Origin of the sequence: Avibacterium gallinarum (assembly GCF_002921135.1) — a bacterium.
In the GTDB taxonomy this organism is placed as follows: domain Bacteria; phylum Pseudomonadota; class Gammaproteobacteria; order Enterobacterales; family Pasteurellaceae; genus Avibacterium; species Avibacterium gallinarum.
In genome coordinates this window covers 28081-41728 of sequence record NZ_PQVJ01000020.1, presented here as the reverse complement: position 1 = coordinate 41728, position 13648 = coordinate 28081, and the positions used below count along the sequence as shown (strand labels likewise).

Below are 13648 nucleotides of genomic sequence, written 5' to 3'. Positions count from 1 at the left end.
TTCATTAGAATGATTAGAAATCTAATAATTCTTTCTCTTTATCCGCTAACACTTCGTCCACTTTTTTCACATAAAGATCGGTGATTTTTTGGATTTCGTCTTGTGCTTTGCGCTCTTCATCTTCGCTGATTTCTTTTTCTTTCAACAACGCTTTGATTTGATCGTTCGCATCACGGCGCACATTACGCACAGCCACTTTGCCTTGCTCGGCTTCCGCTTTTACGATTTTGATTAAATCACGGCGGCGTTCTTCCGTTAATGGTGGAAGTGGAACACGAATGGTTGTGCCAGCTGATGATGGGTTTAAACCTAAATCAGAGGTTAAAATGGCTTTTTCCACCGCACCGATTAAGCTGCGATCAAACACAGTTACCGCTAAGGTACGCGCATCTTCTGCCACTACGTTGGCTAATTGACGCAATGGGGTTAATGCGCCATAGTATTCCACTTGAATACCGTCCAGTAAGCTTGGCTGTGCACGCCCTGTTCTTACTTTGGCAATATGGTGTTTGAATGTCTCAAGGCTTTTTTCCATACGCAACTGCGCATCTTGTTTAATTTCGTTAATCACAAATATTCCTTTTTTAAAGTTTAATCAATTAGTTACAAATTAGCGTACCTTCACGCTCACCTAAAACGACTTTGCGTAATGCACCTGGTTTGCTCATATTGAACACACGAATTGGCATTCCGTGATCGCGTGCTAAAGTAAAGGCAGCTAAGTCCATTACTTGCAATTCTTTGTCAATCACCTCGGCATAAGTGAGTTTTTCATACAACACTGCATCTGGATTTTTAGCAGGATCGCAATCATACACGCCGTCCACTTTGGTGGCTTTAAGCACAACATCAGCTTCAATTTCAATCCCACGCAAGCACGCTGCAGAATCTGTGGTAAAGAATGGGCTACCTGTTCCCGCTGAAAAAATCACCACGCGCCCTTCACGCAACATTTTGATCGCTTCAGACCAGTTATAGGTATCGCAAATGCCGTTTAGCTGGAAGGCGGACATTAATTTTGCATTCACCTCTGCACGGTGTAAGGCATCACGCATTGCTAAGCCGTTCATTACGGTGGCAAGCATACCCATATGATCGCCCACCACGCGGTTCATTCCCGCTTTAGCCAGTTTTGCGCCACGGAATAAATTTCCGCCACCTAACACAACCCCGACTTCTACGCCCATTTCTAGTAATTCTTTAATTTCGAGCGCCATTCTGTCTAAAATTGAAGGATCAATTCCAAAACCTTCATCACCTTGTAAAGCTTCACCACTCAATTTGAGCAGGATTCTTTTATATACGGGTTTGCTCATTTTTTCCTCACAAAAGTTGGATACAAAATTCTGCATATTATAGAGCAACATCTTTGCAGTGAAAATAGCTCAAGGCAAAAATCGCATAGAACCAATGAAAAAAATTCAGTAAAATGAAGCGAACTAAAAAATAAGGAACAATGTTGTGGCAGAAAAGAACAAAAAAGGAACATTTCATCTTTCATCATTGCTAGTAAATGCGGTGTGTTTTGCGTTACTTTATATTATCAGCCTGTTGGCACTACAGGGTTCGGGCTATTTTGCGCAACCAAGTTGGCAGCAGATCAGCCTTTTTATGTCTTTCATTATTATTTTTTCTAGCTCGAAAAAACTCTTTTATTTCATTGCATTACCTATTTTATTTATCTATGCGTGCTATGCGCCCATTGGGGTAAATTTTGGCGCACCCTCTTATCAATATATTGCCTCTGTTTTCGCTACAGATTTACAAGAAGGCAAAGAATTTTTCGCTCAAATCCCCTTGCTTGATTATGGTTATCCCCTTGCGATTCTTGGCGGTGCGCTGCTTTATCGCTGGTTAAGCCAAAAATTCCACTTGGCTTTTTATAAAAATAAGGGGCTATTAGCGCTCATTTTTGTTAATGCGCTTTGGGGAAATATTCCCTTTCAACCGCTGCAAGAAAGCTATTTAGCAGGGGAAAAAGTGGTTGAAGAATTACGCTTACTCAACCGCTTTGATGTTCCAAGCGAATGGGGAGAAAGCCAACTGGATAGTCGTTCCCATTATGATGATTACATTTTAGTTATCGGTGAAAGTGCAAGAAAAGATTATCACCACGCTTACGGCTACCCTGTTGCCAACACGCCTTTTCTTTCCACTGCTAAAGGCACGTTAATTGATGGCCTAACCGCAGGCGGCACAAACACCATTGCCTCGCTTAAATTAATGTTCACCAAGCCTAACAAGCAAACTTGGGAAGGGAATTATCGCTTAAATTTCATTGACTTAATTAAATCCGCAGGAATCAAAACCTACTGGCTTTCCAATCAAGGTTACTTAGGGCAATACGACACGCCAATTTCTGCCATTGCCAATAAAAGCGATGAAAAAATCTTTTTACGCGCGGGCGATTCCATTAGTAATGATGTGAGCGATTTCAACTTATTAAACCGATTTGATCAACTCATTCAAACCCCAGCCACAGGCAAGCGTTTTATTGTGGTGCATTTATATGGCTCGCACCCGTTGGTTTGCGAACGCGTTACCGATTACAAGAAGATTTTCGATGAAAATCAAATTGCTAAAAAATATCAGGACGTGAATTGCTACATCAGTTCTATCAAAAAAACCGATGAAGTGTTGAGTAAAATTTATCAGGAGCTGGTCAAAAATCAGCAAAAAAATCACCGCACTTTTTCGATGATTTATTTTTCTGATCACGGCTTAGCTCATCAAATTAGCGATAACTATATCGCTATTCACAATAGCAGTGGCAAAAGTAAACGCCATTACGATATTCCGTTGTTTAAAATTTCCAGTGATGATCAGCAGCGTCACGAGAAAAAGGTGTTAAAATCAGGCTTGAACTTCACCGAAGGCTTGGCGAATTGGATTGGCATTCGTAACGCTAACATTGACCCAGATGCGGATCTTTTCGATGATACGCCACAGCCAGATTACGGTTTGAAAGAAAAAATTGAAAAAATCACCGCACCTGATGATCCAGCGGTGGTGATTCCAAATCATCACTCACTGATTTCTGTAACGAGTGATTAATAAATCGCATTCCCTGCGGCGAGACTTCTAGCACAGAAGAGGTTTCGCCCCAATCGCCCAATACAATTCGTTCAAAGTGCGGTGGGATTTTATGCAGATTTTGCCGATGCGTATGTCCGTGGATCAGCTGTGGCACGTTAAATTGTTGCATTGTTTGCAGCACGAAATCCGCATTCACGTCCATAATTTGATGGGATTTATGTTGCTTATCCTGTTTGCTTTTAGCACGAATTTTTTCAGCAATTTTTAACCGCACTTTTAAAGGCAAATGTAAAAAAAGCCATTGACGCCATTTTTGATGCACTTTTTTACGATAGCGTTGATAAGCCACATCATCAATGCAAAGGGTATCGCCGTGGCAAAGCAAGGTAGGCGTGCCGTATAAATCAATCACTTGATAAGTTGGCAGCAGCGTTAAACCGCAAGATTGGGCAAATTTTTTGCCGATAAGAAAATCACGATTGCCGTGCATAAAATAGCATTTCACGCCTTTTTCCGTTAAGTGGCGAATTTGCTGTTTCACCAAATCAATCAAAGGGGAATGCTCATCATCACCAATCCAAAAATCAAAAAGATCGCCTAAAATATACAAACTTTCCGCATCTTTGGCTTGATTTTGCATAAAATCCACAAAAAGTGCGGTTAAATCTGGGCGATTTTCGCTTAAATGTAAATCTGCAATAAAATAGGTCTTTGCCATTGTTGAATATCTTTAGGAAGAAGGAAATTGCTTGATAGCCTAGCATTTTTTTAGCGGATTGATACAAATATTTGCGGATTTTCGCTATACTTGTGCAAATTTTTTTCAGGGTATGTGTTTATGCTAAAACTTCTTCGCATTATTGTGGTTGTGCTGTGCTGTATTTTAATTTGTTTGCTCGGCACGATTTATTCTCTCATTCGTTTCAGAAATCCAAGTAACGTGGGCGATGTGGCGCGTTGGTTCGGGCGTTTGTATCCCCTTTTCGGTTTGCAAGTGGAACATCGTTTCCCTGCCAATGCGGAAAATATCGGGCCGTGCATTTACATTGGTAATCACCAAAATAACTACGATATGGTTACCATTTCTTATATGGTGATGCCGCGCACCGTGAGTGTCGGGAAAAAAAGCCTGATTTGGATCCCGTTCTTTGGCATTTTATACTGGGCATCGGGTAACATTTTTTTAGATCGTGATAACCGCTCTAAAGCACATAGCACAATGACTCAACTGGCTGAACGCATTAATCGTGATAAGCTTTCTATTTGGATGTTCCCTGAAGGCACGCGTAGCCGTGGGCGTGGTTTGCTGCCATTTAAAACTGGCGCGTTTCACGCTGCCATTGCCGCTGGTGTGCCGATTGTGCCTGTAGTTTGTTCCACCACGCAAAATAAAATCGATCTTAACCGTTGGGATAATGGCAAAGTGATCTGTGAAATGTTGCCGCCTGTGGATACTTCGGCTTACACCAAAGACAATGTGCGTGAATTGGCGAGCTATTGCCATTCTTTAATGCAACAACGAATCAACGAACTTGATGCGGAAATTGCCGCCAGCCAAGCTCAACAAGACACCACAAAATAAAATGAATCATTTTTCTCGCCGTCAATTTTTTAAAACTGCCCTCACTGCGGGGGCTTTTTCAGCCATTCCTGCGCCATTATGGGCGGCTGATCGCCAACCTTTGCGCGTTCCCCCACTTATGGAAACTCGCCGTGGCAAGCCTGTTTTTTTAGAAATGAACAGCGCGCAAACCCAATTAGAGCGGGGAAAAGCCAGCGAAGTGTGGGGATTTAATGGTAATTATTTAGGCCCAACATTAAAAATGCGCCAAGGGGATTTTGCCAAGCTGAACTATCGCAATAGCTTGTCGCAAATGGTGGCGCTGGCCATTCAAGGGCTGCAAGTGAGTGCTGAATCACTGGGTGGCGTATCTCACCCTTTCAAACAAGGGCAAGGCTGGTCGCCCATTTTGCCGATCACTCAGCCTGCTTGCACTTGCTGGTATTCCGCTTGCACCTTAGGGCATTCTGCTTATCAAACCTACCGCGGCTTGCTCGGGCTGTGCATTATTGAAGATAACGAAAGCCGTAAATCGAGCTTGCCACAAAAATATGGCGTAAACGATATTCCTTTGATTTTGCAAGATATGCAATTAAATGATGAAGGGGTGCAATTATTCCAACAAAATCGACCGCACTTTTTCGGCAATCGTTTATTTGTCAATGGGCAACAAGCGCCTTATTTAGAGGTGCCACGCGGCGTTGTGCGTTTACGTTTGCTGAACGCTTCCCTTTCGCGCCGTTATGAATTACGCTTTGATGACGAGCGCGATTTCCAACTCATCGCACTTGATCAAGGCTTTTTACCACAAGCGAAAACCACAAAGGCGCTTTTTCTTGCACCGAGCGAACGCGCTGAAATTCTTGTTAATCTCAATGAAGGCGAAAATGCCACCTTAATCGTGGGGAAAAAACGAAATTTCTTCAGTAAACTCACAGGCTTTTTCGCCAGCGATGAAGAGCTGCTCGACAACACAGTGCTTGAACTACGCCCGCAAGGCTTAAGCAGTGCCTTTGCGCAAAATAACACAATGCAGTTTAACACCGATGCACCGCAAGCGTTAAAGGCGGAAATTCGCCGTGAGCGTCAATTCCAACTAGATGCGAATAATGGAATGCTCAATCAACAACGTTTAGATCCTAGACGCATTGATGTAAATGCCGAACTAAACAGCACGGAACGCTGGACAATCACGAGCAACGAACCTGCAGGATTTAAAATTCAGGGGGCAAAATTTATCATTGAAAACATTAATGATAAGCCTGTGGCAGAAAGCGATCTTGCGTGGAAAGACAGCCTGTGGATTGAGGGCAAAGTGCAGATTTTAGTTCGCTTTCAACAGCCGTCTTCTAACGGCCACCCTTTCACCTTTGGTGCGGCAGATCTGATGGCAGCAGACAAAGGTTGCTTAGGCTTAATGGTGGTGCAATAAAGGAAATAACGCCAAGTTATGTGATATGCACCTTTAATCTAAAAGTGCGGTTGAATTTTTGTGAGTTTTTTTGTTAAATCAAACAAGATTTAGGAAGTTAAAATCAGTTAAGGTTTCGTTATGTGTCAGCTATTAGGAATGAATTGCAATACGCCCACCGATATTGTGTTCTCTTTTGAAGGATTTCGCCGCCGCGCGGGGCTTACCGATAGCCACTCTGACGGTTTCGGCATTGCCTTTTTTGAAGGCAAAGGCGTGCGTATTTTTCGAGATAACCAAGCCGGGCATAGTTCCCCCATTGCAGATTGTGTCAAACAATATCACATTAAATCTTTCAACGTGATTGCCCACATTCGCAAAGCCACACAAGGCGAGGTAACCATTGAAAACACCCACCCATTTATTCGTGAAATTTGGGGCGAAAACTGGGTATTTGCGCACAACGGCAATTTGACGAGTTTCCCTGATATGTCGGAAAGTTTCTGCCAGCCTATTGGCTCCACCGACTCAGAAGCCGCTTTTTGCTATATGGCTGAACAGTTAAAAAATCGCTTTCGTAAAAAGCCCACAGAAGAACAAATTTTCCAAGTTATTCAAGAAATTGCCAAAGAATTAACGCAAGGTGGCACGTTTAATTTTATTCTCTCAAACGGGGAATGGATGATCGCCCACTGCTCCACCAATTTGCATTACATCACGCGCAAAGCCCCTTTTGGTACAGCGCAACGCATTGATGATGACGGCGTGATTGACTTCCGCCAACATACCACCGAAAAAGATAAAGTAACCATTATTACCACCTTTCCACTCACTAAAGATGAAATCTGGACAAAAATGGAACACGGCGGTTTTGTATTTTTCAAAGATGGCGATAAAGTTTACGAAGTACTTGGCACGCCAAAAGAAACCATTGATGATGGCACATTAGGTAATGCGAAAGCCGCTTAATTATTCTCTCGTTGTAGCACTTTTATTGCCATTAAAAGTGCTTTTTATCCAATTATTAACAATCTTGCGCAGCCCTCACTCAGATCATTCAATAAAACGAAACATTTTCAATTTTTGATAACCCATTCTTAATAAAGAAAAAAGACTCAATTTTGTTGCTTGTCGAAGCCAAATATCGCGAAATCGAAAGTCTAAAAAAGCAATATGTTAAAAATAAGTAAACACTTCGCTATTTTCTAGTCAATTATTCCAACAAAAACCGATCATTCTCACAAATTCCATATTTTATCCTGTTTCGTATTCGCAAGCGCTATATCATCTGCGGCGGTGAGATTAGAGTATTCGCATACACTAATCCAAGTTTATATTACGGAGTTAAACAATGTTTAAAACAACAATAACAAACAAATTCGATTTACTTTGGACGTTAAATTTATTCGGCACAGCAGTGGGAGCTGGCGTGCTGTTTTTGCCCATAAATGCTGGAATGGGCGGATTTTGGCCGTTAATCGCCATTATGCTGTTGGTTGGGCCGATGACTTATTTCTCACACCGTGCGTTATCTCGCTTTGTACTGTCATCTTCCAAACCCGGCAGCGATATTACAGAAGTAGTGGAAGAACATTTTGGACAAGGCGCGGGGAAAATTATCACGCTGCTCTACTTCTTTGCGATTTTTCCTATTTTATTAATTTATGGCAATGGCATTACTAATACGGTGGAATCCTTTATTATCAACCAGTTAGGGCTAAGCGCACCAAACCGCATTTTGCTTTCTTTCATTTTGATTGCAAGCCTGATTTCGGTGATGCTGATGAGCGAAAAAATAATGCTCAAAATGACTGAGTTTTTGGTCTATCCCCTTGTTTTTATTTTATTTTCGCTTTCCATTTATTTAATTCCGCAATGGAATACGGCAATGCTTCACCAAATGCCTGACGCCACCAGTTTTATTAGCACGCTGTGGATCACCATTCCAGTGTTAGTATTTTCTTTTAATCATTCCCCTGCGATTTCTTGTTTTTCGCAATCGCAACAACGGGAATACAAATTGCCAGAGCTGACCGAATGCCACGCAAGCCAAGCATTGAAAAACACCTCAACCTTACTGCTATTTTTCGTGATGTTTTTCGTGTTTAGTTGTGTGCTAACCCTTACCCCAGAAGATTTAGTGCAAGCCAAAGCGCAAAATATCAGTATCCTTTCTTTTTTAGCCAATAAATTTGATAACCCTTATATTTCCTACTTTGGGCCTTTAGTAGCGTTTCTTGCTATTACCAGCTCTTTCTTTGGCCATTATTTAGGCGCACGAGAAGGCATTCAAGGGCTATATTTGAAATTTTCGGGCAAACAAGACATTACGAATCGAAAAAAATTGAATTTTTTCACCGCACTTTTCTTTTTATTGACCTTATGGGCGGTGGCAATTATCAATCCAAGCATTCTTGGTTTAATTGAATCCATTGGCGGGCCAATTATCGCCGCAATTCTGTTTTTAATGCCAATGTATGCCATTCGTAAAGTGCCTGCGATGGCGCGTTATCAAGGCTATGCTAGCAATGTTTTCGTTACCATAATGGGCTTAATTGCCATCTCTGCGGTAATCTATGGATTATTTTATTAATTCCGCTAGAATAGCCCCCTTTTTGTGAAATGAAACATTAGGCAACGCAAGGTAAAGAAATTATATGATTAGTGTTTTTGATATGTTTAAAATCGGCATTGGGCCTTCTAGCTCTCATACCGTTGGGCCAATGAAAGCGGGTAAGCAATTTGTTGATGATTTAGTGGCGAAAAATTTACTCGCCAAAGTAACCCAAGTTAAGGTTGATGTTTATGGTTCACTTTCAATGACAGGGCGTGGGCATAATACCGACATTGCCATTATTATGGGCTTAGCGGGCTATTTACCGCACGATGTGGATATTGATTTAATTCCTAAATTTATTTCTGATGTAAAAAGCACCGCACTTTTGCCATTAGCACAAGGGCAGCAAGTGGCGAAGTTTGATTATGAAAGTGATATGGTCTTTCATCAAACCTTTCTGCCTTTACACGAAAACGGAATGACGCTGTCCGCCTATGAAAATGACAACTTGCTTTATCAGCAAACCTATTATTCTATTGGCGGTGGATTTATTGTTGATGAAGCGCATTTTAATCAGCAGGAAGAATCCGACATCAACGTGCCTTTCCCTTATCAAAGTGCGGCGGATATTTTGCATCATTGCAAAGAAAACGGCTTAGCCTTATCGAGCGTGATGTTACAAAATGAAATTGCCTTGCACGGAAAAGAAGCCACGCAAACGCACCTAAAACGCATTTGGCAAACGATGAAAGAATGTATCGAACACGGCTTGGCTACCGAAGGTTTATTACCTGGTCCGCTTAAAGTAGTTCGCCGTGCGGCGACTTTACATCGTTTATTGCAAGCTAATAATGGGCTTTCCAACGATCCGATGAAAGTGATCGATTGGGTCAATATGTATGCGCTTGCGGTTAATGAAGAAAATGCCGCAGGCGGGCGTGTAGTTACCGCGCCAACCAACGGCGCTTGCGGTATTGTGCCTGCGGTGCTGTCTTATTATGAAAAATTCATTTCGCCAATTACCGATGAAATTGTGGAACGCTATTTGCTTGCTTGCGGAATGATCGGCTCACTTTACAAAATGAATGCGTCCATTTCAGGGGCAGAAGTAGGCTGTCAAGGCGAAGTGGGGGTTGCTTGCTCAATGGCAGCGGCTGGCTTAACAGAAATTTTGGGCGGTAGCCCCGAGCAAGTTTGTATGGCCGCTGAAATTGCGATGGAACATAATCTGGGGCTGACTTGCGATCCTGTGGGCGGCCAAGTACAAGTGCCTTGCATTGAACGCAACGCCATTGCTTCCGTCAAAGCCATTAACGCGAGCCGAATGGCATTGCAACGCACCTCTAACCCACGCGTGAGCTTGGATAAAGTGATCGAAACAATGTACGAAACTGGTAAAGATATGAATGCGAAGTACCGTGAAACCTCGCAAGGCGGTTTGGCAATCAAAGTGGTTTGCACTTAAATTTGTAGCGAAAAAATAAGGCGGTTTGTTCCGCCTTATTTTATTTTTATATTTCAATTATTTAAACTCAATTTCCACCGCACTTTCGCCTAGCATTTCCACTAGCGTATTAATCAATTCATCACTTGGGTTCACTGACCACTGCACGCCGAGTTTCACTAAAGCACGCCCTTGCGGGCTTTGATAATAAATATTAATGGGTAACGCACCGCCGCTATATGGGCTAAGAGTCTCTTTAAATTGCTTAATAAAATGTGGTGAAAGCTGTTCTTGTGTTAAGCAAATTGCCAGACTTTTGGCGTAGCGACTGCGTGCTTCGTCAAGAGTCATTAATTCTCGCACAGACATTTTTAAGCCTTGTGAAAAATCATCAAAACTCACTTGTCCTGAAGCAATTACAATGGTGTCTTTCTGCAATTTTTCACCAAAACGATCTAGGCTCTCACCGAATAACGTGAGATCTAAACGCCCCGAGCGGTCATCTAAGGTGGCAATGCCTAAGCGGTTGCCTTTTTTCGTGATCGCCACACGCGAACTCACCACTAAACCGCAAGTTGTGCTAATTTGTCCACGATAATTTGGCACAAGATCTTTTAGCCTTGTTGAGCTGTAATGGGCGATCTCTTTTAAATAAGGGCTAATCGGGTGGCTGCTTAAATAAAGCCCAAGGGTTTCCCGTTCGCCGTCTAAAATTTGTTTTTCGCTCCAACGTGGTGTTTTCGCATAAGCCTGCTCCACTTCTTCTGGCGTTTCAGTTAGCACGCCAAACATATCCCCCTGCCCGATGGCTTCATTTTTAGCATATTGATCGGAGGCTTTGAGCGCATCTTCTAAATTTTTTGCCAGCGCGGCACGGTGTGGACCTAATTTATCAAATGCACCTGACATTATCAGGCTTTCAAAAGTGCGGCGGTTAATTTTCTTTAAATCCACTCTGGCGCAAAGATCGAATAAATCTTTAAAAATGCCTCCTTGCTCACGCGCAGAAATCAAGGCTTCAATCGGGCCTTCCCCCACCCCTTTAATCGCCCCAATTCCATAAACGATCTCACCATTATCATTCACGCTGAAATGGTGTTTCCCTGTATTAATATCTGGTGGCGTAACCGTTAAGCCCATACGCAAACATTCATCGTATAGCCCAACGATTTTTTCTGTGTTATCCATTTCAGAAGTCATTACCGCTGCCATAAATTCCGCAGGATAATGGGCTTTGAGCCAAAGTGTTTGGTAAGAAACCAAGGCATAAGCGGCGGAGTGAGATTTATTAAAGCCGTAGCCTGCAAATTTTTCCACCAAATCGAAAATTTTCATTGCAAGGGTGCCATCAATGCCGTTTTTAATTGCCCCTTCTTCAAACACCGAGCGCTGTTTCGCCATTTCTTCTGGTTTCTTTTTCCCCATTGCACGGCGTAATAAATCCGCGCCGCCGAGCGTATAACCTGCTAGCACCTGAGCAATTTGCATTACTTGCTCTTGATACAAAATAATGCCGTAAGTTGGCTCTAAAATCGGTTTAAGCAAAATGTGCTGATATTCCGCATCAGGGTAGGAAATTTCTTCTTCACCGTGTTTACGGCGAATAAAGTTATCCACCATTCCCGATTGCAATGGCCCTGGGCGGAATAACGCCACCAACGCGATAATATCTTCAAAACAGTCTGGTTTTAGGCGTTTGATCAAATCTTTCATTCCGCGCGACTCTAGCTGGAACACCGCGGTTGTTTCGGCATTGAGTAACACTTGGAAAGATTGCGGATCATCAAGGGGTATGCGATTAATGTCCACTAACGGCTTGCCCTCTTTAGCAAGGCGCGTGTTAATCATATCCAATGCCCATTTGATGATGGTTAGGGTACGCAGCCCCAAGAAGTCAAACTTCACTAGCCCTGCATATTCCACATCATTTTTATCAAAATGAGTAACAGGGTGTTTGCCCTCACTATCACAATAGAGCGGTGAAAAATCTGTAATCAGCCCCGGGGAAATCACCACCCCCCCAGCGTGTTTCCCTGCGTTACGGGTTACCCCTTCGAGCTTGCGCGCCATATCAATTAAGGCTTTGACTTCTTCATCGCTTTCATAAATTTCAGGTAAGCGAGGTTCAGCTTCAAAGGCTTTGGCTAAGGTCATTCCCGGATCGGGTGGCACTAATTTGGAAATGCGATCCACGAAGCTATAAGGGTGTCCAAGCACACGCCCCACATCTCGGATTACCGCCTTAGCAGCCATCGTACCAAAGGTGATAATCTGCGACACCGCGCCACGTCCGTAAGTTTCCGCAACGTGTTCAATCACGCGATCTCGCCCGTCCATACAGAAATCCACGTCAAAATCGGGCATTGATACCCGTTCTGGATTTAAGAAACGCTCGAAAAGTAAATCAAATTCAAGGGGATCAAGATCGGTGATCTTCAACGCATAAGCCACCAACGATCCCGCCCCAGAACCACGCCCCGGGCCAACAGGAATATCATTATCTTTCGACCACTGGATAAACTCCATTACGATTAAGAAGTAACCAGGGAAACCCATTTGGTTAATCACATCTAGCTCAACTTGCAAGCGCTCATCATATTCCTTGCGTTTTTCCGCCCGCTCTTTTTCATCGGGGAATAAAAAGGCTAAGCGCTCTTCCAAGCCCTCACGGGATTTTTGCACCAAATAATCTTCTGTGCTGAGATCCCCGGTGGGAAATTTTGGTAAGAAATATTCGCCCAAACGAATTGTTACATTACAACGTTTGGCGATTTGTACGGTATTCGCCAGTGCGGTGGGAATATCGGCAAATAATTCGCACATTTCCTCTTCAGTACGGAAATATTGCTGATCGCTGTATAATTTTGGACGTTTTGGATCATCTAAAGTGTAGCTGTCGTGAATCGCAACGCGGATCTCGTGCGCCTCAAAATCTTCGGAAGACAAAAAGCACACATCATTGGTTGCCACAAGGGGAATATGATGTTTTTCTGCCAATTTTAGGGCGGCTTGAATATAGCGTTCTTCTTCAGGACGGCCTGTGCGGCAAAGGCTCAAATAAAAATGATCAGGAAAAAATTCTTGATAAAAACGCACCGCACTTTCGACATCCGCAGGATTATTTTTCAGTAATTTTTTCCCCACATCACCATTGCGCCCGCCAGAAAGAATAATCAAGCCTTCGCGGTGTTCCACCAGCCATTGCTGATCGATATAGGGTAAATCCGTGTAACCCCGTTCATACGCTTTGGATAATAATAGGGTGATGTTGTGATAGCCCGTGTTATTTTTCGCAAGCAAGGTGAGTTCAAAATGTTCATCACCGAGCAAATCGCTTTTCACCAGCACATCAGCCCCAACAATGGGCTTCACCCCTGAGCCAAGAGCTTCGCCATAAAATCGCACCAAACCGCAGAAATTGGTGAAATCCGTCAATGCCATTGCCACCATTTCGTTTTCCACGCAGGCTTTGACCAACGGTTTTACTTTCGCAATACCATTAATCATTGAAAAATCGCTATGCACACGCAAATGCACGAAACGCGGTTCTGACATAAAAAAATCCTTGTTATTTTGCTATTGATGAGATGAAAAAGGAAAATTAGCCTGCCATTTTAACGAGATTTTAGCGCGGATCAA

Annotated in this window: 10 protein-coding genes; 6 read left to right on the top strand and 4 right to left on the bottom strand. The window is 42.9% G+C overall.

The window, feature by feature from the left end:
• Positions 1-13 precede the first annotated feature (13 nt).
• Positions 14-571 (bottom strand): ribosome recycling factor, encoded by a 558-nt coding sequence (frr, locus tag C3007_RS08195; RefSeq protein ID WP_103853991.1) that lies wholly within the window; start codon positions 569-571, stop codon positions 14-16.
• Positions 572-599: 28 nt separating this feature from the next.
• On the bottom strand, positions 600-1316 hold the full coding sequence (pyrH, locus tag C3007_RS08190) for a UMP kinase (RefSeq protein ID WP_103853990.1): 717 nt from the start codon (positions 1314-1316) through the stop codon (positions 600-602).
• Positions 1317-1461: 145 nt separating this feature from the next.
• On the opposite strand from pyrH, the gene C3007_RS08185 reads away from it, so the two are divergent.
• Complete coding sequence (locus tag C3007_RS08185; protein ID WP_243397676.1) at positions 1462-3054, top strand: phosphoethanolamine transferase; 1593 nt, start codon at positions 1462-1464, stop codon at positions 3052-3054.
• On the opposite strand, the gene lpxH is transcribed toward C3007_RS08185, so the two are convergent.
• Complete coding sequence (gene lpxH, locus C3007_RS08180; RefSeq protein ID WP_103853989.1) at positions 2984-3754, bottom strand: UDP-2,3-diacylglucosamine diphosphatase; 771 nt, start codon at positions 3752-3754, stop codon at positions 2984-2986. The genes C3007_RS08185 and lpxH overlap by 71 nt on opposite strands.
• Positions 3755-3874: 120 nt before the next feature.
• On the opposite strand from lpxH, the gene C3007_RS08175 reads away from it, so the two are divergent.
• From C3007_RS08175 to C3007_RS08155, 5 genes are all read left to right on the top strand, one after another.
• Positions 3875-4618, top strand: coding sequence for a 1-acylglycerol-3-phosphate O-acyltransferase (locus C3007_RS08175; protein WP_103853988.1), 744 nt, complete (start codon positions 3875-3877; stop codon positions 4616-4618).
• A 1-nt stretch (position 4619) separates the two neighbouring features.
• The gene (locus tag C3007_RS08170) at positions 4620-6029 is read left to right on the top strand and encodes a multicopper oxidase domain-containing protein (RefSeq protein WP_103854011.1); all 1410 of its coding nucleotides are present in this window, start codon (positions 4620-4622) and stop codon (positions 6027-6029) included.
• A 120-nt stretch (positions 6030-6149) separates the two neighbouring features.
• Positions 6150-6977 carry a class II glutamine amidotransferase gene (locus tag C3007_RS08165; RefSeq protein ID WP_103853987.1) on the top strand — a complete coding sequence of 276 codons (828 nt, stop codon included), beginning with the start codon at positions 6150-6152 and terminating at the stop codon, positions 6975-6977.
• Between the two features lie 382 nt (positions 6978-7359).
• Positions 7360-8601 (top strand): serine/threonine transporter, encoded by a 1242-nt coding sequence (locus C3007_RS08160; RefSeq protein WP_103853986.1) that lies wholly within the window; start codon positions 7360-7362, stop codon positions 8599-8601.
• 64 nt (positions 8602-8665) lie between these two features.
• The gene (locus C3007_RS08155) at positions 8666-10030 is read left to right on the top strand and encodes an L-serine ammonia-lyase (protein ID WP_103853985.1); all 1365 of its coding nucleotides are present in this window, start codon (positions 8666-8668) and stop codon (positions 10028-10030) included.
• A gap of 57 nt (positions 10031-10087) precedes the next feature.
• On the opposite strand, the gene dnaE is transcribed toward C3007_RS08155, so the two are convergent.
• Positions 10088-13564, bottom strand: coding sequence for a DNA polymerase III subunit alpha (gene dnaE / locus C3007_RS08150; RefSeq protein WP_103853984.1), 3477 nt, complete (start codon positions 13562-13564; stop codon positions 10088-10090).
• Positions 13565-13648 lie beyond the last annotated feature (84 nt).